The organism is Pseudomonas sp. NFIX10 (assembly GCF_900111955.1).
In the GTDB taxonomy this organism is placed as follows: domain Bacteria; phylum Pseudomonadota; class Gammaproteobacteria; order Pseudomonadales; family Pseudomonadaceae; genus Aquipseudomonas; species Aquipseudomonas fluorescens_AA.
The window spans coordinates 19,683-40,972 of the sequence record NZ_FOKH01000045.1 but is presented as its reverse complement, the minus strand read 5'-3'; the positions used below and the strand labels follow the sequence as shown (position 1 = coordinate 40,972).

At 61.9% G+C, this 21,290-nt stretch carries 18 protein-coding genes; 8 read left to right on the top strand and 10 right to left on the bottom strand.

All coding sequences use genetic code 11. The features are described from left to right. Positions 1–9 precede the first annotated feature (9 nt). From BM321_RS28090 to fba, 4 genes are all read left to right on the top strand, one after another. On the top strand, positions 10–1,173 hold the full coding sequence (locus tag BM321_RS28090) for a phosphoglycerate kinase (RefSeq protein WP_092204913.1): 1,164 nt from the start codon (positions 10–12) through the stop codon (positions 1,171–1,173). Between the two features lie 31 nt (positions 1,174–1,204). Beyond that, complete coding sequence (locus BM321_RS28085; RefSeq protein WP_092176548.1) at positions 1,205–1,429, top strand: hypothetical protein; 225 nt, start codon at positions 1,205–1,207, stop codon at positions 1,427–1,429. A 56-nt stretch (positions 1,430–1,485) separates the two neighbouring features. Next, entirely contained in the window at positions 1,486–1,821 is a 336-nt protein-coding gene (locus tag BM321_RS28080; protein ID WP_092329794.1) for an MliC family protein, read from the top strand. Positions 1,822–2,079: 258 nt separating this feature from the next. Beyond that, positions 2,080–3,144 (top strand): class II fructose-bisphosphate aldolase, encoded by a 1,065-nt coding sequence (gene fba / locus BM321_RS28075; RefSeq protein WP_072346296.1) that lies wholly within the window; start codon positions 2,080–2,082, stop codon positions 3,142–3,144. 467 nt (positions 3,145–3,611) lie between these two features. Here the strand turns inward: fba and BM321_RS28070 are convergent, their stop codons facing one another. The 3 genes from BM321_RS28070 to BM321_RS28055 all read right to left on the bottom strand — a co-directional run bounded on the left by BM321_RS28070 (position 3,612) and on the right by BM321_RS28055 (position 6,576). Beyond that, positions 3,612–3,896, bottom strand: a complete 285-nt coding sequence (locus BM321_RS28070; protein ID WP_092446213.1) for a fructose-bisphosphate aldolase — start codon at positions 3,894–3,896, stop codon at positions 3,612–3,614. A 1,011-nt stretch (positions 3,897–4,907) separates the two neighbouring features. Next, positions 4,908–5,576 (bottom strand): polysaccharide lyase family 7 protein, encoded by a 669-nt coding sequence (locus BM321_RS28060; protein ID WP_092446209.1) that lies wholly within the window; start codon positions 5,574–5,576, stop codon positions 4,908–4,910. 331 nt (positions 5,577–5,907) lie between these two features. Beyond that, the gene (locus BM321_RS28055; protein ID WP_092446207.1) at positions 5,908–6,576 is read right to left on the bottom strand and encodes a polysaccharide lyase family 7 protein; all 669 of its coding nucleotides are present in this window, start codon (positions 6,574–6,576) and stop codon (positions 5,908–5,910) included. A 322-nt stretch (positions 6,577–6,898) separates the two neighbouring features. Here BM321_RS28055 and BM321_RS28050 point away from each other — a divergent pair, with 322 nt between their 5' ends. Genes BM321_RS28050 through BM321_RS28040 form a run of 3 tightly spaced genes read left to right on the top strand, consistent with a single transcriptional unit; the run spans position 6,899 to position 9,868 of the window. Further along, positions 6,899–9,022 carry a putative bifunctional diguanylate cyclase/phosphodiesterase gene (locus BM321_RS28050; RefSeq protein WP_092446205.1) on the top strand — a complete coding sequence of 708 codons (2,124 nt, stop codon included), beginning with the start codon at positions 6,899–6,901 and terminating at the stop codon, positions 9,020–9,022. A 41-nt stretch (positions 9,023–9,063) separates the two neighbouring features. Further along, positions 9,064–9,567 carry a M48 metallopeptidase family protein gene (locus tag BM321_RS28045; RefSeq protein ID WP_092446224.1) on the top strand — a complete coding sequence of 168 codons (504 nt, stop codon included), beginning with the start codon at positions 9,064–9,066 and terminating at the stop codon, positions 9,565–9,567. 4 nt (positions 9,568–9,571) lie between these two features. Further along, positions 9,572–9,868, top strand: coding sequence for a winged helix-turn-helix domain-containing protein (locus tag BM321_RS28040; RefSeq protein WP_092446203.1), 297 nt, complete (start codon positions 9,572–9,574; stop codon positions 9,866–9,868). A gap of 126 nt (positions 9,869–9,994) precedes the next feature. Here BM321_RS28040 and BM321_RS28035 read toward each other — a convergent pair whose 3' ends face one another. Further along, positions 9,995–10,447: a GNAT family N-acetyltransferase gene (locus BM321_RS28035; protein ID WP_092446201.1), complete on the bottom strand. Its 453-nt coding sequence runs from the start codon at positions 10,445–10,447 to the stop codon at positions 9,995–9,997. A 259-nt stretch (positions 10,448–10,706) separates the two neighbouring features. Between BM321_RS28035 and BM321_RS28030 the strand changes: the two genes are divergently transcribed. Beyond that, the gene (locus BM321_RS28030) at positions 10,707–11,444 is read left to right on the top strand and encodes a substrate-binding periplasmic protein (RefSeq protein WP_092446199.1); all 738 of its coding nucleotides are present in this window, start codon (positions 10,707–10,709) and stop codon (positions 11,442–11,444) included. Positions 11,445–11,488: 44 nt separating this feature from the next. On the opposite strand, the gene yccS is transcribed toward BM321_RS28030, so the two are convergent. The 6 genes from yccS to BM321_RS28000 all read right to left on the bottom strand — a co-directional run bounded on the left by yccS (position 11,489) and on the right by BM321_RS28000 (position 21,101). Next, positions 11,489–13,672 carry a YccS family putative transporter gene (gene yccS, locus BM321_RS28025; RefSeq protein ID WP_092446197.1) on the bottom strand — a complete coding sequence of 728 codons (2,184 nt, stop codon included), beginning with the start codon at positions 13,670–13,672 and terminating at the stop codon, positions 11,489–11,491. A gap of 254 nt (positions 13,673–13,926) precedes the next feature. After that, complete coding sequence (locus BM321_RS28020) at positions 13,927–15,105, bottom strand: BaiN/RdsA family NAD(P)/FAD-dependent oxidoreductase (protein ID WP_092446195.1); 1,179 nt, start codon at positions 15,103–15,105, stop codon at positions 13,927–13,929. A 151-nt stretch (positions 15,106–15,256) separates the two neighbouring features. Beyond that, positions 15,257–16,594 (bottom strand): ATP-dependent RNA helicase DbpA, encoded by a 1,338-nt coding sequence (gene dbpA, locus BM321_RS28015; protein WP_256573516.1) that lies wholly within the window; start codon positions 16,592–16,594, stop codon positions 15,257–15,259. Between the two features lie 190 nt (positions 16,595–16,784). Next, entirely contained in the window at positions 16,785–18,212 is a 1,428-nt protein-coding gene (gene mdtD / locus BM321_RS28010; RefSeq protein WP_092333390.1) for a multidrug transporter subunit MdtD, read from the bottom strand. A 109-nt stretch (positions 18,213–18,321) separates the two neighbouring features. Further along, positions 18,322–19,659 carry a TldD/PmbA family protein gene (locus BM321_RS28005; protein ID WP_092446193.1) on the bottom strand — a complete coding sequence of 446 codons (1,338 nt, stop codon included), beginning with the start codon at positions 19,657–19,659 and terminating at the stop codon, positions 18,322–18,324. Continuing rightward, entirely contained in the window at positions 19,659–21,101 is a 1,443-nt protein-coding gene (locus tag BM321_RS28000) for a TldD/PmbA family protein (RefSeq protein WP_092446191.1), read from the bottom strand. The genes BM321_RS28005 and BM321_RS28000 overlap by 1 nt, the downstream gene beginning before the upstream one ends. Between the last annotated feature and the right edge of the window lie 189 nt (positions 21,102–21,290).

Sequence of the window (21,290 nt, the reverse complement as noted above, 5' to 3'; positions counted from 1 at the left end):
TTGCGACCCATGACCGTGTTGAAGATGTCCGACCTCGATCTGCAAGGTAAGCGCGTACTGATCCGCGAAGACCTCAACGTCCCCGTCAAGGACGGTGTTGTCACCAGCGACGCGCGTATCCTGGCTTCGCTGCCGACCATCAAGCTGGCCTTGGAAAAAGGCGCGGCCGTGATGGTCTGCTCCCACCTGGGCCGTCCGACCGAAGGCGAGTTCTCTGCGGAAAACAGCCTCAAGCCGGTAGCCGATTACTTGAGCCGTGCCCTGGGCCGCGACGTGCCGTTGGTCGCTGACTACCTGGGCGGTGTCGATGTGAAGGCCGGTGATGTCGTGCTGTTCGAAAACGTGCGCTTCAACAAGGGCGAGAAAAAGAACGCCGATGAATTGGCCCAGCAATACGCCGCCCTGTGCGACGTATTCGTGATGGACGCCTTCGGCACCGCTCACCGCGCCGAGGGTTCGACCCACGGCGTGGCGAAATTCGCCAAAATCGCCGCCGCAGGCCCGTTGCTGGCGGCCGAGCTGGACGCACTGGGCAAGGCCCTGGGCTCGCCGGCCCAGCCGATGGCCGCCATCGTTGCCGGCTCCAAAGTCTCCACCAAGCTGGACGTGCTCAACAGCCTGAGCCAGGTGTGCAACCAGTTGATCGTCGGTGGCGGCATCGCCAACACGTTCCTCGCCGCCGCCGGTCACCCGGTCGGCAAATCCCTGTACGAGCCGGACCTGCTGGACACCGCCCGGGAAATCGCCGCGAAGGTCAGCGTACCGTTGCCGGTGGACGTGGTCGTGGCCAAGGAATTCGCGGAAAGCGCGACGGCCACCGTCAAGCTGGTGGCCGACGTGGCCGACGATGACATGATCCTCGACATCGGCCCGCAAACCGCAGCCAACTTCGCCCAATTGCTGAAATCCTCCCAGACGATCCTGTGGAACGGCCCGGTCGGTGTGTTCGAGTTCGACCAGTTCGGCAACGGCACCAAGGTGTTGGCCCAGGCCATCGCCGAAAGCTCCGCGTTCTCTATCGCTGGCGGCGGCGACACCTTGGCGGCCATCGACAAATATGGCGTGGCCGACCAGATCTCCTACATTTCCACCGGTGGTGGCGCGTTCCTCGAATTCGTCGAAGGCAAGGTGCTGCCGGCCGTGGAAGTCCTGGAAAGCCGGGCCAAGGCCTGAGGCTGCGTTGACCAGGCAAAGGAGTGTTCTGATGGTCAAGACGTTCACGTTGTTGCTGGCGGCAACGATGCTGGTGGCTTGCTCGAGCAGCCCGCAGGCTCCGGCTCCGCAAACCGGCACACCGACGCCCGAAGAAGGCTGTTACCAGGCCGACTGGCAGGCCGAGACGAATCCGGTGCTGAACAAGCGTTCCGGACCGGACGGCCTGGACAAATACGAGACGCAAACCCCGGCCAAGGAACATGGTTGTCCTTGACGGGTCTGACTCTTAACTCATGGCGGGCGGCGTGTGCCGTCCGTCGAGGAACATGGATGAAAGGCTTGATCGCCGTTATGGCGTTGGCATGGCTGGCCGGTTGTTCGCAACTGGGTTTTTTGCAGTCGTCCGAGCCCGTGGCAGAGGGCTGGACGAGCTGGACCTGTGACAGCGAGGCGAAAGTGCTCTGGCGCTACACCGATGCCGCCCGCAAGGAAGTCGATGTACGCCTGGGCGGCGCCGATAAGGTTTATCGCCTCAAGCTTGAGCCGGGTGCCGAAGGTTCGCTGTACAGCGACGACATGCTGGCTTTTCACGTCAAGGGTGAGGAAGGCCTGGTGTATTGGGTCGCCACCAATGACTTGATTGGGCGTGGCTGCAAGGCGCAGTAAATACGATTGAACTGATCCACAGAGATCCAGATGTGGGAGCGAGCTTGCTCGCGATAGCGGTGTATCAGGCAACAGTGATGTTGAATGTACCGCCCTCATCGCGAGCAAGCTCGCTCCCACAGGGATCGCGTCAGTATTTGGGTTTAGCGATATCGACCACGCGGCTCGGGCCAACCCCCGATCCGCAATGACTTGAATAGCCGCCGCCGCTCCGGCAGGCTGGCACGATTAACGACCCTCGACCGGGAGAGAGACACAATGGCACTTATCAGCATGCGTCAGATGCTGGACCACGCAGCCGAATTCGGCTACGGCGTTCCAGCCTTTAACGTCAACAACCTTGAGCAGATGCGCGCCATCATGGAAGCCGCTGACAAGACTGACTCTCCGGTGATCGTCCAGGCTTCGGCCGGTGCCCGCAAATACGCCGGCGCGCCGTTCCTGCGTCACCTGATCCTGGCGGCGATCGAAGAATTTCCGCACATCCCGGTGTGCATGCACCAGGACCACGGCACCAGCCCGGACGTCTGCCAGCGCTCCATCCAACTGGGCTTCAGCTCGGTGATGATGGACGGTTCCCTGGGCGAAGACGGCAAGACCCCGACCGACTACGAATACAACGTCCGCGTCACCCAGCAGACTGTGGCCATGGCCCACGCCTGCGGTGTGTCGGTGGAAGGTGAGCTGGGTTGCCTGGGTTCGCTGGAAACCGGCATGGCCGGTGAAGAAGACGGCATCGGCGCCGAAGGCATGCTGGACCACAGCCAGATGCTGACCGACCCGGAAGAAGCGGCGGACTTCGTCAAGAAAACCCAGGTCGACGCCCTGGCCATCGCCATCGGCACCAGCCACGGCGCCTACAAGTTCACCAAGCCACCTACCGGCGACGTGCTGGCCATCGACCGCATCAAGGAAATCCACAAGCGCATCCCCAACACCCACCTGGTGATGCACGGTTCGTCCTCGGTGCCGCAGGAATGGCTGGCGATCATCAACCAGTATGGTGGCGACATCAAGGAAACCTACGGCGTGCCGGTTGAGGAAATCGTCGAAGGCATCAAGTACGGCGTGCGCAAGGTCAACATCGACACTGACCTGCGCCTGGCCTCTACCGGTGCCATGCGTCGTTTGATGGCGACCAATCCTAGCGAGTTCGATCCGCGCAAGTTCTTCGGCGCCACTGTGACGGCCATGCGTGATGTGTGCATTGCGCGTTATGAGGCGTTTGGGACTGCCGGTAATGCTTCGAAGATCAAGCCGATCTCGCTGGAAGCGATGTATCAGCGGTATTTGAAGGGTGAGTTGAACGCCAAGGTCAACTAAGGCTTCCTTCAGTGGTGTGAGAAAACCCGCAGTGATGCGGGTTTTTTTATGGGTGGGGTTTGTGTGTATATCCGTTTCTTGGGTAACGGCGGCTTATGGTTCCGCCCTTACGGCGGGTCACTTTTGAGAAGCGCAAAAGTAACCAAAACGCTTTATGCCCCACCACTCGGTGCCTCGCCTAGGCTCGGCATGCCCTCACTCCGGCATTGCTCCGTGGGCCCGCCGCGAAGGGCCATCCATGGCCCAGCGCGGCTATCCCGGCATCCATGCCGGGATGCCCACTCCACAATGCCTGCGTTCGGCCATCGTGGTTAACGGGGCGTCCGAGATCAACGTCCACTGCGAGGCGGCCTTATAGCCGACCTGGTTTAGGGGTGACCGCGTTTCTCCTGTGGGAGCGAGCTTGTTCGCGAAGGCGGTGTCACTGTCGATGAGGATATTGAGCAAGCTTGCTTCTTAGGGGAGCTTTACTGCCCTTCGAGCCCGCGCTGTTCAATCACTCCAAAAACATCCGCCACATCCTGGACCATGATCCGGGCGATGTTGGTGATGGTGTTGATGTCGGTCTCGGCCGAATCGCGCAGTGTGGTGCAGGCCATCAGCGTCAGGTAGTCGAGCGTGGCGTGCAGGCGTTCGCTGGCGCAGGCGTGGAGTTCGGTCAATGGGGCGGTTTTATCGATGAACAGGACGGGGTGGGTGGTGGCGATTGGGGTTAGCGGGGTGAAGCTGTTGGACGATTGATTCGACGTCATAAGGTTTAATTCCTCAAAAAAAAGAAATGCCACCTTTTCGCTGCGAAACAAACGGGTGGCAGCTACGCGCGGGTTCGCAGACCGAAGAGGAATCAAACTCGGCAGACCCAAAGATCTCCCGCGCGCAACCGCCATAAAATGAACGCGGGCAAGTTTGCCTGAATTTTCATTCGACGGTGTATTCCTCTGTATTGGGCTGCGAAACCCCCGTCACTGACCAAAGCCAGCGACGGCCCTAACTATAGAGCGGATTCAGAGCGGATTTTTGACCCAGCAACCGAGCTGTAGGACGCACGCAACCCCCTGTGATGAGGGAGCTTGCTCCCGCTCGGGGGCGCAGCTCCCCGTAAACATTGGGCATCGGGTAGGTCTGACGAAAAAAAGGGGCCGCTTCGCAGCCCAGCGGGAGCAAGCTCCCTCGCCACGGTGCGTGTTTTCCTACGAGACTTTCAGAAGGGCAGGTGCGCAGTATTTGCTGTCGCTGCGCCTGAGGGAATGGCAGATGCTGTGGTTGATCGGAGGGCAACCGGGAGGGACTGGCCGGCTGTCAGGCCGTCTCGCGAGCAGGCTCGCTCCCACAGTTGGGATCGGGTGCAACCGGTAGAGATTGGTCGGCTGTCAGGCCGCCATCGCGAGCAAGCCCGCTCCCACAATTGGATCGGAGTACGACCGTGAGAGCCAGGCCGGCTGGCAAGCCGCCTCGCGGTGGACGTTGATCTCGGCGCCCCGTTAACCACGCTGGCCGAACGCAGGTATTGTGGAGTGGGCATCCCGGCATGGATGCCGGGATAGCCGCGCTGGGCCATGGATGGCCCTTCGCGGCGGGCCCACGGAGCAATGCCTGCGTTCGGGCACACCGAGCCTAGGCGAGGTGCCGAGTGGTGGGGCAAAAGCGCTTTTGGTTACTTTTGGCGCTCTTCCAAAAGTGACCCGCTGTAAGAGCGGAACCATAAGCCGCCGTTACCGCAGCAACGGATATACACACGGTATCTCTCTATCGAAAGCCCACAATCAAGTGTTGTGATCGATATCCAACTTGCTGAACGTCACCTTCCCACCTTCGCTGGTATAGCCACTGTTGTCCTGCACATACACACCAGCCTTGAAGTACAACGGCTTGACCTTCCATTTGGAGCTGACGGTGGTGTACCAGCTACGACCCGCCGCAGTAATACCCAAGTCACCGGTACGATCAAGGTGAAGCCGATAACTGAAGGACTGGGCCAGCTTCACGCCGGACGCGACGGTGATAACCCGACCCTCGTCATCATCGGGACGCATGCGGACCTTGGCAACGATGTCGCCAGTCTTGCCGTCATCCTTGTACTGGTACTCCAGTTTCACCATGGGTTTGCTGCTGTCCTTGGCATGAATCTGCCCGATCACGATCTTGCCGCTGCTGGGCACTTGGTTGACCACCAGAGTCGCGCTCAATTTATTGTCGGCGTCAGGGTAGACCCAGTTGCGCAAGGTGCCGTCTTTGTAGGTTTCCCGTAATTCACTGCGCGGGTAGATCGCGTTTTCAGTCTTGGTGCCGGTGACAGGCGACCAGAAGTACACCGTGCTGCCTTCTGAATTGAAGTACTTATCCTTGAATCCATCCACCAGCCGAGGGGTTTCGATGGTCTTCGGCGGGCTGCCTTCGGGAATGCTCAGGTTCCAGGTTGCAAGATCGACCATGTTCGGATCCTTTCTGAGAAGAAGAAATGATTACGCCACAGCCGGAGGGCTCTAAGACGCGCTTTTGCTGAGGCCAAAAGAGGGCGCGAACGAGTATTTGGCACGTTCGTACGGCGGAGGGTTGGCGTCAACAGTCCGTCAGAGTTGCATTTGCCGGTTTGGTGCCCGAAACAGTTGACCGTTAGTCGGCTAATAGGAATTTTTCGGGAACATGGCGATATGGCATCTGTCTATGGCGCCCTGTTGTGGGGCGTCAAGCAGCGGATAGGGAGATTTTTGTCGCACGAGGCAAGCAGCGTCCCTGCTGCTATGGCGCTACGAGAAGGCGCAATCACAGGTTGTGATCGATATCCAGCATGCTGAAGGTCACTTTCCCGCCTTCTGTGACGTAGCCGGTGTTGTCTTGCACATACACGCCAGCCTTGAAATACAACGGTTTGTCGCTCCAGGTACTGCTAACGGTGCTGCTCCACTGGTACCCGGCACCGTTGATGGCCAAGAGACCTGCACGGTTGAGGTGGATCAGGTAAGAAAACGATTGATTGAGCTTGATGCCCGTGGCGATGGTGATCACTTGGCCCGTTGCATCGTCGGGGCGCATGCGAACCTTGGCGACGATGTTGCCGGTGGAGCTATAGGTCTTGTACTGGTATTCCAGCTTCACCATGGGGCTGGTGCTGTCCTTGGCGTGGATCTGGCCGATCACGATCTTGCCGCTGCTGGGCACTTGGTTGACGGTCAGGGTCGCGGCCAGTTTGTTGTCCGCCGCCGAGTACAGCCAGTTGCGCAACGTACCGTTGCTGTAGGTCTCCCGCAGTTCGCTGCGCGGGTAGATCGCGTTTTCCGTCTTGGCGCCGGTCACCGGTGCCCAGAAGAACAGGGTCCCGGTTTCGGAGTTGAAGTATTGGTCCTTGAACCCCTGTACCAGCAGCGGGGTTGAAATGGTTGCCGGTGGGCTGCCTTCGGGGATGCTCAAGTTCCAGGTTGCGAGATCGATCATGTCCAGGTCCTGCGTGTCGAGATGTAAAGGTGGACGCCGTAGCGGGAGGCTTTAAACCGCCCTTTTGAAGCGTTTCAGAACGCTGGACTGGGCTTTTTCTTGTTGACCGTTCGGCGAATGTTTGACGTCAATTGTTCGTCGATTGGGTCTTTGCAGTTTCTGTGCCTGAAGAGGGTGACCGTTAGTCGGCTATTTCGGGCTTTGTCCGGGTGATGGCGTGATGACACCTACTGCTTTTCAAAATCCCGGTCTAGAGTGAGGGGACAGTATTTGTCCGCTTTGCTACGTAAAAACGGACGTGGCGCCCGATAAGAGAAGCAGCATGGAATGCGCGCAACCAACGCCCGGCGAAGACACCTCTGTCCTTTTGATTGTTGATGATTACCCTGAAAACCTGCTCAGCATGAGGGCTTTGTTGCAGCGGCAGGATTGGCGGGTGATGACTGCGTCCTCGGGGGTCGAGGCGCTTAACCTGCTGCTGGAACACGACATCGATCTGGTTCTGCTGGATGTGCAGATGCCTGACATGAACGGTTTCGAAGTCGCGCGCCTGATGCGTGGCAGCCAGCGCACGCGGCTCACGCCGATCATTTTCCTGACCGCCAACGAGCAATCCCAGGACGCGGTCATCAAGGGCTACGCCAGTGGCGCGGTGGACTACCTGTTCAAGCCCTTCGATCCGCAAATCCTCAAGCCCAAGGTCCAGGCATTGCTCGAGCACCAGCGTAATCGCCGGGCCTTGCAGCGTCTGAGCCAGGATCTCGAAGCGGCCAGGGCCTTCAATGCCTCGGTGCTGGACAACGCCGCCGAAGGCATCCTGGTGGTGGATGAGGATGGGTGTATCCGCTTCGCCAATCCGTCGACCTGCCGTTTGCTCAATGCCACCGCCGACCAGTTGCAGGGGATGCCGTTCCTGGATTTCCTGCAGAAACCCCATATTCCCGAGTGGGTCGATTCCGATATCCACAACGCCTATCGGCGCGGTGAAACCTGGCGACTGCATGACGCGGTGCTGCGCACGGCACCCGGCCAGCAGGTGTCGGTGGCCTTGTCCTGCGCGCCGCTGCCCTCGGAGCAGAAGGCGATGGTGGTGACGCTCCAGGACATGTCCGTGGTTCGCCACTTGCACCAGCAGCTCGAATACCAGGCCGTCACGGACCCGCTGACCGGCTTGCTCAACCGTCGGGGCTTCTACCAGACCGCGGAAAACCTGTTGATGCGCAGCGAGCGACTGGAAAGCAACTGGGTGCTGCTGTACCTGGACCTCGATGGCTTCAAGCGGGTCAATGACTCGCTGGGCCATGATGCCGGGGACCGGGTATTGCGCTGGGTGTCGGAGCAGTTGAAGGCCAGCCTGCGCCCGTTCGATATCCTGGCGCGGCTGGGCGGTGACGAGTTCACGGCGTTGCTGGATCTGGAATTCCCGGAGCAAGCGGCCAAGATCGCGGAGAAACTCATCGAGCGCGTCGCGATCTGCCAGCAGATCGAAGGCATGGACGTAGCGCTCGGCGCCAGCATCGGCATCGCCACGTATCCGGATTGTGGCGCCAACCTCGACGGGTTGCTACGGGCGTCCGACATCGCCATGTATGAGGCGAAGCGGGCCGGTCGCCAGCAGTACCGTTTTTACGATCACGAAATGAACGGTCGAGCCCGTTCACGGCTGATGCTGGAAGAGAGTGTGCGCTCGGCCATCGAGAACCGCGATTTCAATTTGGTCTACCAGCCGCAGGTGAGCATCATCGACGGGCGGATCCGTGGGTTCGAGGCGCTGTTGCGCTGGCAGCACCCGAGCGTCGGCGATGTGCCGCCGGGCCTGTTCCTGCCGTTGCTGGAAGAGGCGCGATTGATCAGTCGGCTGGGCAGTTGGATTTATCATTGCAGCGCGGCCCAGCGCAAAGTCTGGGAACGCTTGTTCGCTGACGACCTGGTGTTGGGGGTAAGCCTGAGCAGCACTCAGTTCGGCATGCCGAACCTGGTGACCGAGTTGCGCCAGGTCCTGGAGCGCCATGGCTTGGAACCGCGGCAACTGGAGGTCGAGGTGACCGAGGATGCGCTGATGCGCAACCCCGATGAAACCCGTAAGCAATTGCGGCTGCTCCGGCACCTCGGGGTGCGCGTGGCGTTGGATGACTTCGGTTCGGGGCCGTGTTCGCTGACGCATCTGCGCGACCTTGAACTCGACACCCTCAAGCTGGATCGGCACTTGATCGCCCGTCTGCCAGGGTCGCCCCGGGATGCCGCGCTGGCCGCCTCGGTCATCGACCTGTGTACGCAGTTGGGCTTGCGGGTCATTGCCGAAGGGGTGGAAACCCGCGAGCAGTATCTGTGGCTACACGCCCACGGCTGCGAGTTCGTGCAGGGGTTCCTGGTGGCGCGCCCGTTGATGGCCGAAGACACCAGTACCTTCGCCACGCCCTTCGACTGGAGCGCGGTGCAGGCCTGAATTCGCTACACTGGCGACCTCTTGTGACTGTGTTGCCGCCGATGACCGCACTCAAATACCTCCAGGCCTACCCCGCCGCCCTGCAAGCCCAAGTGCAGCAACTGATCGCCCAGGACCGCCTGGGCGATTACCTGCAACAGCGCTACCCGGGGCGGCATCCGATCCAGAGCGACAAGGCCCTGTACGGTTATGCGCTGGACCTCAAGCAGCAATACCTGCGTAACGCGCCGGCCATCGACAAGGTGTTGTTCGACAATCGCCTGGACCTGACCCACCGCGCCCTCGGCCTGCACACCGCGGTGTCGCGGGTGCAGGGCGGCAAGCTCAAGGCCAAGAAGGAAATCCGCATCGCGGCGCTGTTCAAGGACGCGGCGCCCGAGTTCCTGAAGATGATCGTGGTGCACGAGTTGGCCCACTTCAAGGAGTCGGAGCACAACAAGGCCTTCTACCAACTCTGCGAACATATGCTGCCGGGCTATCACCAACTGGAATTCGACCTGCGGGTGTACCTGACCTGGCGTGACCTGCAACCTCACAAGGACTGACCGGATGGACGTGAGCAAGACCAAGACCAGTTTCTACCGTCGCCTGTACGTGGCCTACCTGATCGACAGCGGCGTGGCCAGCAACGTCCCGGCGCTCACTGAAGTCACCGGCATGCCGCGACGCACTGCCCAGGACACGGTCGCGGCGCTGGCGGACCTGGATATCGTGTGTGAGTTCGAACAAGAGGAAGGCGCTCGCAACCACGCCGGGCGTTATCGGATTCGCGACTGGGGGGCGATTGACCGGGGGTGGATCGAGGCGAATCTGCCGCGGATCAAGGCGGTGCTCGAGTATCCCTGATTGCAGGGTGGTGTTCGGGCTGGCCCTATCGCGAGCAAGCTCGCTCCCACGTCGATCTTCGGTGAACAGGCAATTGATGTACGACCTGGATCCACTGTGGGAGCGAGCTTGCTCGCGATGCCGTCATCAAGGTCGATGCATACCGATGTGTGGAATCCCATCCTCCAGGTATTCCACCCCCACCGCTTCAAACCCGTACCGCCCGTAATACCCCTGCAAGTGCGCCTGGGCCGACAATGAGATCGATGTGCCGGGCCAATGTTTCTCGGCCTGCTTGAGCGCTTGTTCCATCAGCGTGTGGCCCAACCCCTGGCCGCGTGCCTGGGGGGCGATGATCACGCGCCCGATCACTACGTCGCTGTTTTGCGAGTGCGGGTCGAGCAAGCGCAGATAGGCCACCAAGTGGTTGTCGTGCCAGGCCATCAGGTGGCAGGTGTCGCCCTCCAGGTCCAGTCCGTCGACGTCCGGGTAGGCGCAGTTCTGCTCGACGACGAACACGTCGGAGCGCAATTTGAGGATGGCATACAGCTGTTCCTTGCTCAGGTCACTGTGATGTTTGCAGACCCACTCGATATCCATTTTTTGAATTTCCTGAAGAACCTGCTGCCGATATTAAGCGTGGTTGGCTCGGAAGTCTCTTGCTCGCGCGACAGGAAAATCTGTGACAAAGACCAAAATGCCATCATTCCTTTGTCGCGGTGCTATCGTCTTTGTGTAATCTTCGTGACAGCCCTGCGCTGCGGTTCCAATGAGCTAATGTTAGGACCGGGTGTCCGAGGATGCCTGTTGAGTTTCGGCTAAAAAAAACCGGGCTTTGAACCCGTCAAGGACGTTTGGCATGCCGCGATTGCATCGAACTCTTGCATTGATCGGGTTGCTGTTGCTGAGCTACGAGGCTTGCGCGCAAAAGTTGCGCCTGGTCGCCGATGCCTGGCCGCCCTTTACCGATTCCACCTTGATAAATGGCGGCCTGGCGACCGATATCGTCAGCACCGCCCTGGCGCGGGCCGGCTATGCCACGGACTTCGAACAGGTGCCCTGGGCCCGGGCGATGCTGGGCATCGGCGAAGGCCGCTATGACGTGCTGATCAACGCCTGGTACAGCGAGGAGCGCACCCATATAGGCCGGTTCTCGGCTGAATACCTGATCAACCGCGTGCGCTTTATCAAGCGCAAGGACGAGGCGATCCAGTTCGACAGCCTGCAACAGCTGCGTGCCTATCCCATCGCTGTCGTGCGCGGTTATGCCTATTCCAAGGACTTCGATGAAGACCCGCAAATGCAGAAAGTCCCGGTGCATAACTTCGCCATGGCGGTGCGCATGGTGGCTGCCGACCGCGTGAAGTTGACTCTGGAAGACGAGTTCGTCGCCCGCTATTACCTGGCACGCGAATCGCCCAAGGTGCGCAGCGCCGTGGAGTTCCTGCCCAAACCCTTGAGCGAAAACAGCCTGCACATCCTGGTCAGCCTGAAGAACCCGGAGCATGAGCAGATCGTGGCCGGGTTCGATCGGGAGATCGCGGCGATGAAGGCGGACGGGAGTTATGAGCGATTGCTCAAGCAACATGGGATGTGAGCTCAAGGGTTGAGTTGCCTGGACTGGCCTCTTCACCACAACTCTCAAGTCGCGCTGGTGTCCTTGATCAGATGCGCGGCCAAGGTCCGCAACGGCCCCAACTGTCGACAGATCAACCCCAGCTGCGTCTGCACCAGGCGCTGTCCTTCGTCGATTTCATCGGGCATCTGCTCAAGCTCGCTGGCCAAGGCTTCCTCTTCGTCGCTCTGGATCGCGATCGGCTGTTTACTCGCCAGGCCGTGGGCGATTTCGTCGATGCTCGCTGCCAGTTTTACCCCGGCACCGTCGATCAACTGTTCGCGCACTTGCGTCGGCAGTTCGGTGCCCCGGTGGGCGCCCAGGCCGGACAAGTAACTGAGCAGGGTGTGGGACAGCACCAGGAAGCGGAACCCCACATCGGCTTCCTTGCGGAAGTGCCCCGGCTCCATCAGCATGTTGGCCAGCGTGGTGGACAGCGCGGCATCGGCGTTGTGGGCGTTGCGTCGGGCCAGGCGGTAGGCCAGGTCGTCACTTTTGCCAACGGCGTACTGCTGCATGATCTGGCGCAGGTAAATGCTGTTGCAGGTCAGCGTGTTGGCCAGCACTTTGTTCAGCCGCCGACCTTGCCAGTCGGGCAGGAACAGGAACACCGCCAGCCCGGCGATCAGGCTGCCGAGCAAGGTATCGAACAGCCGCGGCAGCAGCAGCCCGTAGCCATCGCCCACCTGATTGAAGCAGAACAGCACCATGATGGTGATCCCCGCCGTCGCCAGGGTGTAGCGGGTGGTGCGGTTGGTAAAGAACACCACCCCGGCGGCAATGGCGAAGCACGACTGCACCAGTGGATTGGGAAACAGGTCGAACAACGCCCAGGCCACCGTCAGGCCGATGGCGGTGCCGATGATCCGCTGGCCGAGCTTGCGTCGGGTGGCGCCGTAGTTGGGTTGGCACACGAACAGCGTGGTGAGGATGATCCAATAGCCCTGGGACGGGTGGATCATGTGCACCACGGCGTAACCGACGCTCAACGCCAGGGGCAGGCGCAGGGCATGGCGGAACAGTAGCGAGGTGGGCGTGAGCTGGGTGCGCAAGCGCAGCCAGACATCCTTGAGGTTGCGCGGCGAGCGGTCCAGCAGGCTGCTGTCGGTGGCGTCGGCCAGGGCGTCGGGGTTGCTCGCGTCGCTGAGCAGGCGGTCCAGGGTGCCCAGGTTTGCCGCCAGCGCCCTTAACGAGCGCAGCAAGCCACGCCAGGCCGGGTTGCTCTGGATGCGCAAGTGTTCGAGGGACGCGTGCAGGTCGTTGAGGGCCTCGGCGAAGGTGTCGTCGTAGACGAACGGCTGGCGCAGTTGGATCGACTCGGCCAACGCTTGGCAGGCCTTGCCTTGCTGGCGCAGCAGGCGCTGGCAGCGGAACAGCACGTCGCTGTGGAAGAAGGCCTCGGCCAGCGCGTTGTAGGGATAGTGGGAGGAACTGGCGCGTTCGTGGATGTCCTGGGCCAGGAAGTACAGCTTCAGGTAGCGGCTGACCTTCGAGCCCGGCCGGCCGTTGCCCACGCGGTGTAGGATGATTTCTTTCGCGCTGTTGAGCGCGGCGACTACCCGGCCATTCTGCTGGGCCAGTTCCAGGCGACGGGCCTCGACGTCGAGTTGGCGGATCGGCTCCAGGAGCGACGATTTGAGTTTGAGGTAGCGTCCCAACTCGCGGAACAGCCGCGCCAGGCTTTGCTGCACCGGCTGGTTGGAAAACAGCGCGTGCCACAGCACCGAGAGCAGGCCGTACCACGCGGCGCCGGCCACCAACAGCACGGGTTCGTGCCAGAAGTCCGTGACCGCGCCGCCGCGCTGGTCCACGCCGATCATGGTGTAGACCGAAAGAATCAAGGTGGCCGAGGCAATCGCGCCATAACGTTCGCCCAGGGCCCCGAGCATGGTCAGGCCGAAGCTCGCCAGGGCCAGCGCGATGATGAACAGTACGGGATACGGGAACAGCAACTCCACCGACAACGCCGCGACGGTAAAGCACACCAGCGTTACGGCCAGGGCGTTGAGGCGGCCCTGCCAACTGTCGTCGGTCTCGGCCAGGGCACTGGCGATGATGCCCAGGAAGAGGGGAATCAGCAGCGCCATCTCGTCCAGGTACCAGCACAGCCCCATGCTGCCGGTCAGGGCGATGAACACCCGCACGCTATAACTGAACTTATCCAACGCCCAAAGGCGACGCAAAGACTGGCTAAACGAGTTCGATGACATGAAGTGCAAGGGCCTGACGGGCAATGACGCTAAATTGAGGCAGTAATGACGCCGACGCAATGGCGGCGATCACATCTGGCAGCAAAAAGTGTTCCGGCGCGTGTGAGTGCGATCCAGAAAACACCACTGGCCCCCTGTGGGAGCGAGCTTGCTCGCGATAGCGGCAGTCCTGTCACATTGATGTTGACTGAACCACCACTATCGCGAGCAAGCTCGCTCCCACAGGGTTACTGCCACATTCAAATCGTGCCGGATCAGACGTACTGCGCCGCCGCATACCCCGAAGCCCACGCCCATTGGAAGTTGAACCCGCCCAGGTGTCCGGTGACGTCCAGCACTTCGCCGATGAAATACAGGCCGGGGCTTTTCAACGATTCCATGGTCTTGGACGAGACTTCCCGGGTGTCGACGCCGCCCAGGGTGACTTCGGCGGTGCGGTAGCCTTCGGTGCCCGCCGGGACGACGTTCCAGCACGTCAGTTTCTCGGCGATGTCCGCCAGTTCCCCGTGGATGTACTGCTTCATGGGTTTGGAGACGAACCAGGTGTCGGCCAGCAGGTTGGCCATCTTCTTGGTGAACAACTCGCCCAACAGGGTCTTGAGTTCGCTGTTGGGGCGTTCGGCCTGTTGCTGTTGCAGCCATTGTGGCACGTCGTGGTCGGGCAGCAGGTTGATCTGCACCGTGTCCCCCGGCTCCCAGAATGAGGAAATCTGCAGGATCGCCGGCCCGCTCAGGCCGCGATGGGTGAACAGGATGTTCTCGCGAAAGCTCTGGTCGTTGCAGCTCACCAGGCAATCCACCGAGGTGCCCGACAGTTCGGTACACAGCGCCTTGAGTTGATCGGTGATGGTGAACGGCACCAGCCCGGCGCGGGTCGGCAGCAGCGCATGGCCAAACTGTTTCGCCACCTGATAACCAAAACCGGTCGCCCCCAGGGTCGGGATCGACAGCCCGCCCGTGGCGATCACCAGGGATTGGCAGGCGAGGGCGCCGAGGGTGGTTTGCAGCAGGTAGCCGCCGTCGGTTTTTTCGATCTGGGTGATCGACGTGTCGAGGTGCAGGCTGACGCCGGCCTGGTCGCATTCATCCAGCAGCAGGCCGAGGATGTCGCTGGACTTGTTATCGCAGAACAACTGGCCGAGCTTTTTCTCGTGATAGGGCACGCCGTGCTTGGCCACCAGCGCGATGAAGTCCCACTGGGTGTAGCGGGCCAGGGCCGACTTGCAGAAGTGCGGGTTCTGCGACAGGAAGTTGCCCGGCTCGGTGTACATGTTGGTGAAATTGCAGCGTCCACCGCCGGACATGAGGATCTTCTTGCCGGCCTTGTTGGCGTGGTCCAGCAGCATCACCTGCCGCCCGCGCGCGGCCGCGGTCAGCGCACACATCAACCCCGCGGCGCCAGCGCCAATGATCACGACTTCGGTAGAGCGCAAAACGGTGTCCTCTCAACTTTCTCGTACACTGAATGTGAGAGCGAGCTTGCTCGCGATGGCGGCGTGTCAGGCAGCATCAATGCCGCTGATCCACCGCTATCGCGAGCAAGCTCGCTCCCACAGTTTGATCTCTGTCGGGTTGCAGATCGCTTTACAGGATCCGCACCCGCAACGAGCGGCCCTTGATCTTGCCATCGTTCAGGCGTTGCAGGGCCTGCTTGGCGATGCCGCGTTCCACGGCCACATAGGCCTGGAAATCGAAGATTGCGATCTTGCCGACCTGGGCGCCGGGGATGCCGGCCTCGCCGGTCAGGGCGCCGAGGATGTCGCCGGGGCGGACCTTGTCCTTGCGCCCGGCGCCGATGCACAGGGTGCTCATGGCCGGCAGCAACGGGCCGCCGCCTTGGGGCTTGAGGTTGTCCAGTTGATCCCAGTTCAGGGGCGACTTCTGCAGTTGCTCGATGGCCTGGGCGCGGTGGGCTTCGGACGGCGCCACCAGGCTGATGGCGATGCCTTTCTCACCGGCGCGCCCGGTGCGGCCGACGCGGTGGATGTGAATTTCCGAGTCCCGGGCCAGTTCGACGTTGATCACCATGTCCAGGGCATCGATGTCCAGGCCGCGGGCCGCCACGTCGGTAGCCACCAGCACCGAGGTGCTGCGGTTGGCGAACATCGCCAGCACCTGGTCGCGGTCGCGCTGTTCCAGGTCGCCGTGCAGGCCAACGGCGGAAATGCCCTTGGCGGTCAGGTGGTCGACGGTTTCCTGGACCTGCTGCTTGGTGAAGCAGAACGCCACGCACGAGGCCGGGCGGAAATGCGCCAGCACCTTGACCACCGCGTCCATGCGCTCCTCGGGGGAGATCTCATAGAAACGCTGCTCGATCTGCGCGTCGGAGTGAAACGCCTCGGCTTTCACTTGCTGCGGGTTGCGCATGAACTTGGACGACAGTTGCTTGATGCCCACCGGGTAGGTGGCGGAGAACAGCAGTGTCTGGCGGCGTTCCGGGGTCTGCTGGATGATGTCTTCGATGGCGTCGTAGAAGCCCATGTCGAGCATGCGGTCGGCTTCGTCGAGGATCAGCGTGTTGAGGCCGTCGAGCACCAGCGAACCCTTGCGCAGGTGTTGTTGGATGCGTCCCGGCGTGCCGACGATGATGTGGGCGCCGTGTTCGAGGGAAGCGATCTGCGGGCCGAAGGACACGCCACCGCACAGGGTCAGGACCTTGATGTTGTCTTCGGCGCGGGCCAGGCGACGGATTTCCTTGGCGACCTGGTCAGCCAGCTCGCGGGTCGGGCACATCACCAGTGCCTGGCAGCCGAAGAAACGCGGGTTGATCGGGTTCAGCAGGCCGATGCCGAAGGCGGCGGTCTTGCCGCTGCCGGTCTTGGCCTGGGCGATCAGGTCCATGCCCTTGAGGATCACCGGCAAGCTTTGCGCCTGGATCGGCGTCATCTGGGCATAACCGAGTGATTCGAGGTTAGCCAGCATGGCGGCGGACAGCGGCAAAGTATTAAAAGCGGTGGCAATGGTGGTCACGGGACTGGCCTGCAAAACAAAATGTCGCGCAGTGTAGCAGCCTCGTGCCACTTTCTTCGAAAGTTCTGGACGAGCGTGGTGTGGTTCCTCGCCACAAAAGCCAACATGTCCCCCGGTTCAGACAGCGTTCCAAGCGCCTGGGTTAATGCTCGATATGCTCATCGGGACGTTTCTGCCGCCGTCCATCCTGCTTGGACAACTGGGAAAAAATCGTCGCCGCCAGCATCGCCATGATCCCTACCGTCACGAATGTCAGCTGGAACGCGCCCAGCACCGTCTCCACCCCGTCGTTACCCACCTGGGCGGTAAAGCCGCCGAGCAGGGCACCGGCGCAGGCCACGCCGAGGCTCAGGGACAGTTGCGCCACCACCGACAACAGGCTGTTGCCGCTGCTGGCGCTGGCATCGTCCAGGTCGATCAGGGTCACGGTGTTCATCGCAGTGAATTGCAGCGAGTTGATCGCCCCCAGCACCGCCAGTTGCGCCAGCAACAGCCAGTACGGCGTCTGTTCGCTGACCAAGCCCATGCTTGCCAGCATCACGCCCAGGGCCACGGTGTTGCCGGTCAGGACGATGCGATAGCCCAGGCGTTCGATCAGCGGTCGGGCCACGGACTTGGCGACCATGGCTGCCGCCGCCAGGGGCAGCATGCTCATGCCGGCCTGGGACGGTGAATAGCCCAGGGCGACTTGCAGCAGCAACGGCACCAGGAACGGCAACGCGCCGCTGCCCAGGCGGGCGAACAGGTTGCCGAGGATGCCCACCGCGAAGGTGCGAGTCTTGAACAACGACGGTGGGAACAGCGCGTTCTCGACATGTCCGGCCCGCAGCCAGTAGGCCGCCAGGCAGGCCATGCCGCCGAACAGCAGCAACATCACCCGCAGGTGCGGCAAGTGCAGTTCGCCCAGGCCCTCCATGGCGATGGTGATCAGCACCATCGCCGCGCCGAACAGCAGGAACCCCAGCCCATCGAACCGGGTGCGCTCGCTGCCACGCAGGTCGGGGATGAACTTCCACACGGCATAACAACCGATCACGCCCACCGGCAGGTTGATGATGAAGATCCAGTGCCACGTCAGGTACTCGACCATCCAGCCACCCATGGTCGGCCCGATCAGTGGGCCGAGCAGGCCGGGGATGGTGATGAAGCCCATGATCCGCACCAGTTCCGAGCGCGGATACGCCCGCAGCACCACCAGCCTGCCCACCGGCAGCATCAGCGCACCGCCCAGGCCCTGGATGACCCGGGCGCCGATCAGCATGCTCAATGAACTGGACAAGGCGCATAACAACGAGCCGAAGCTGAACAGCAGGATCGCCCCGAAGAAGATCTTCTTGGTGCCAAAACGGTCGGCGATCCAGCCCGAGCCCGGGATCAGCAACGCCACGGTGAGCATGTAGGCGATGATCACGCCCTGCATGCGCAGCGGGTTTTCCGCCAGGTCACGGGCCATGGCGGGCAGGGCGGTGTTGAGGATGGTCCCGTCGAGGGACTGCATGAAGAAGGCAATCGCCACGACCCATGGAAGCCAGCGGGCGGTGACGGCGTCGAGCGGGGCGCGGTTGGGCATGGGACCTCTTGTTTGTGGTCGGGTGTCTGTTGGCTTCATCGCGGGCAAGCCTTGCTCCCACATGTGCGGCGCACATCCTGTGGGAGCATGGCTTGCCCGCGATGCTTCTTTACAGCGTCAAGGTCAACCGCTTGACCAGCGCTCCCGGCAAGAGCATCGAGGCCGTGGCCCGCTGGCTGTAGGTGCTGGCCGAGAGCAGAAGTTCCCGCTCTCGGGTCAGGCTCTCGAGTTGCGAGCCGAGCAGGCTGTAGACACTGTCGTCGAAACGCATGGTGCTGACCGGCGCCACGATCTGGCCATTCTCGACCCAGAACGTGGCGAAGCGGGTCATGCCGGTCAGGCGCGCCGCCGGTTGGTCCGAGTAGTTCAGGTACCAGAGGTTGCTGATGTACAGCCCGGTGCCGAGTGCTTCGAGAATGTGTTTTTGCTCCAGTTGTCCGCCCCGCATGTCCAGCGCCGTAGGGTATTCGTAGCTGCTGGCGCCGTTGGCCGCGAGGCCATATTCGGCGGCGCTGCGGGAGTTGACCAGTCGCGCATGGGCCGTGCCCTTGGCGACCAGCCCCAAGTCATCGCGGGGATAACCTTCGTCGGAAAACGCCGGGCTCAAGGAGCCGCTGACCTGCTCCGCCAGCCACACGTTGGGGCTGAAGTGGGCTTCGCCTGCGTAGAACTTCTGCAGCGGGCTTTGCTTGCTGGCGATCGCACGGGCCGAGAACCCGCCCCAACTGAGCATGCCCATGATCTCTTCCAGCGCGGCCGGCGCCAGGTAGGCGCGATATTCGCCGGGCGGTAACGTGCGCAGCGGGCGGCCGAGGAATTCCAGTTGCTCGCGGGCCTGTTCGAAGCGCCGGGCAAATCCGTCACTGCTCCATTCATGCCCGGCGTAGCTGGCTTTCACCGCCTGGCCATTGTCATGGAACAGGCTGAAATCGAAGTTGAAACTGTTGGCCTGATGCCAGCCGAACGCCCCCGACGAACTGGCGAAACCACGGCTGATGGGCCCGGCGGCGTAGAACCCCACCAGGTCCAGGCCTTCGGCGGCCCGGGTGATTTCGCTAACGGCCTGTTCCGTCTCGGGCAATGGATGGGCCTGCACATTGTTGCTCTGCCAGTGGTCGGGGTTGAGCAGCAGGTAGGGATCGCGGGGCAGCAATGGCAAGGTTTCGCGCAGTTGTTGCAGGCCTTCGGCCAGACGTTGCAAGTCCGTCTCGGGGTCGCCGGACAAGGTGATCTGCAGGTCGGCGTGGCGCCCGTCGTCGATCAGTTTGAAACTGACATTGGCTTGCTGCACCTGCCCGGCCTGGCGGACCTTGCCATGGTTGAAACGGACGAAGGCCGAAGACTCGGCGGCGTAGCCGAGGGTGAACTGTTCGGATTCATGCAACGCATCGCGCAGCCAGTCGACCAAGGCCTTGAATGCCCCGGCCTGATTGTTGAAAGTGCTCATCAGGCATCTCCCCCAAACACATCGACGTTACTGAACACGCAGGCTGGCGACGCATGGCCGACGCGGATGACCTGGTTCGGTTCGCCCTTGCCACAGTTCGGCGTGCCCAGGACCTGGAAGGTGCTGGCATCGCCCACCGCGCGCAGGCTCTTCCAGAATTGCGCGGAAATGCCCCGGTAGTTGGGGTTCTTCACCACGCCCTTGAGCTCGCCGTTTTCGATCAACTGGCCCCACTCGCAGCCGAACTGGAATTTGTTGCGGGCGTCGTCGATGGACCAGGAGCGGTTGGTGCGCATTAGCACGCCCCGTTCGATGCCCTGGATCAGTTGCGCCAGGGACTGGTCGCCGGGTTCGATGTTCAGGTTCGCCATGCGGTCGATGGGTGGCCGATTCCAGCCGCAGGCGCGGCTGTTGGCGACACCGTCGAGGCCGGCGCGGAACTGCGACAGCGCGCCGCCCAGAGGACGCAGCAACAGGCCTTCGCGAATCAGGAACTGTTTGCTGGCGGCGCTGCCGTCATCGTCGTGGCTGTAGCTGGCCAGTTCTTCGGGAATGTTCGGGTCGAAGGTCACGTTCAACAGGCGGGAGCCGTATTGCAGGTGGCCGAAATCGCTGGCTTTGACGAAGCTGGTGCCGGCGTAGTTGCGCTCGTCCCCCAGGATGCGGTCCAGTTCCAGCGGATGGCCGATGGACTCGTGGATCTGCAGCATCATCTGGTCGGGCATCAGCAGCAGGTCGCGGGGGCCTTGCGGCGTGTTCGGCGCCATCAGCAACTGCAGGGCCTGGTCGGCGATTTTCGGCCCGGCACCGATCAGGCCGCAGCGGCTGATCACATCGAAGCCGCCCTGCTGGCCGAAATTTTCCCGGCCCAGGGTGCGGGTCTGGCTGTCGTGGCCGTCGAAGGCGGTGACATCCAGGGCCGGATAGATGAAGCGTTGGGCCTGGCGCAGTTCAGCGCCGGCACTGTTGAGGTAGATCTGCTCGACCTGGGTCAGGCCGATGCTGGCCTGCCAGTTCACCAGGCGCTCGTCCTGGGGCACCGCAGCCGATTCGTCGCCGAGCAACTGGTAGCAATCGCTCAGGGAGGGGAAAGCCTGGTCGAAATGCGGCGAGAAGTAATCGGCGCGGTCACTGGACACGGCTTGCTCGCGCAGGTCGAGCAAGGCATGGGGCTTGAGCTGGCGAGCATGCTGTTCGGCGCGTTCCAGTGCCGCTTGCAGACCGGCCTGGGACAGGTCGTTGGTGGCGGCATACGCCTCGACACCGTTGACCCGCGCGGTGAGCATCGCACCTTCATCACGGTTCAGGCTGGGCGGTTCGGCGACATTCTTGCGCACCGACAAATGCTGGCCGGATTCGCGCACGTAACGCAGGGAAAAGAATTCAGCGCCCGTGCGCAAGGCAGCAAAACGCTGCTTGAGCTGGGGGTGGAAGTCGAACATGGAACCTCCTTGTCTGGAGCGAGGGGGCGGCGCATTGCGGTGATTTGACGCGGCGGCTCTAGATTAGGCCTGGGGTGGGGGTGGGATCAAGGTAGAAGGAATACTGAGGTTGTCAGGGCGGACGCTTTCGCGAGCAAGCCCGCTCCCACACTGGATCTTCGGCGACCACGGAATCCGTGGCCGGCCGTC

Coding starts and splice junctions, on each gene's coding strand:
- BM321_RS28000 (WP_092446191.1), bottom strand. CDS start 21,101: ATGTTCGACTTCCACCCCCAGCTCAAGCAGCGTTTTGCTGCCTTGCGC.
- BM321_RS28085 (WP_092176548.1), top strand. CDS start 1,205: ATGGTCAAGACGTTCACGTTGTTGCTGGCGGCAACGATGCTGGTGGCT.
- BM321_RS28045 (WP_092446224.1), top strand. CDS start 9,064: ATGACCGCACTCAAATACCTCCAGGCCTACCCCGCCGCCCTGCAAGCC.
- fba (WP_072346296.1), top strand. CDS start 2,080: ATGGCACTTATCAGCATGCGTCAGATGCTGGACCACGCAGCCGAATTC.
- BM321_RS28080 (WP_092329794.1), top strand. CDS start 1,486: ATGAAAGGCTTGATCGCCGTTATGGCGTTGGCATGGCTGGCCGGTTGT.
- BM321_RS28040 (WP_092446203.1), top strand. CDS start 9,572: ATGGACGTGAGCAAGACCAAGACCAGTTTCTACCGTCGCCTGTACGTG.
- BM321_RS28005 (WP_092446193.1), bottom strand. CDS start 19,659: ATGAGCACTTTCAACAATCAGGCCGGGGCATTCAAGGCCTTGGTCGAC.
- BM321_RS28050 (WP_092446205.1), top strand. CDS start 6,899: ATGGAATGCGCGCAACCAACGCCCGGCGAAGACACCTCTGTCCTTTTG.
- BM321_RS28070 (WP_092446213.1), bottom strand. CDS start 3,896: ATGACGTCGAATCAATCGTCCAACAGCTTCACCCCGCTAACCCCAATC.
- yccS (WP_092446197.1), bottom strand. CDS start 13,672: ATGTCATCGAACTCGTTTAGCCAGTCTTTGCGTCGCCTTTGGGCGTTG.
- BM321_RS28060 (WP_092446209.1), bottom strand. CDS start 5,576: ATGGTCGATCTTGCAACCTGGAACCTGAGCATTCCCGAAGGCAGCCCG.
- BM321_RS28035 (WP_092446201.1), bottom strand. CDS start 10,447: ATGGATATCGAGTGGGTCTGCAAACATCACAGTGACCTGAGCAAGGAA.
- mdtD (WP_092333390.1), bottom strand. CDS start 18,212: ATGCCCAACCGCGCCCCGCTCGACGCCGTCACCGCCCGCTGGCTTCCA.
- BM321_RS28055 (WP_092446207.1), bottom strand. CDS start 6,576: ATGATCGATCTCGCAACCTGGAACTTGAGCATCCCCGAAGGCAGCCCA.
- dbpA (WP_256573516.1), bottom strand. CDS start 16,594: ATGCTGGCTAACCTCGAATCACTCGGTTATGCCCAGATGACGCCGATC.
- BM321_RS28090 (WP_092204913.1), top strand. CDS start 10: ATGACCGTGTTGAAGATGTCCGACCTCGATCTGCAAGGTAAGCGCGTA.
- BM321_RS28030 (WP_092446199.1), top strand. CDS start 10,707: ATGCCGCGATTGCATCGAACTCTTGCATTGATCGGGTTGCTGTTGCTG.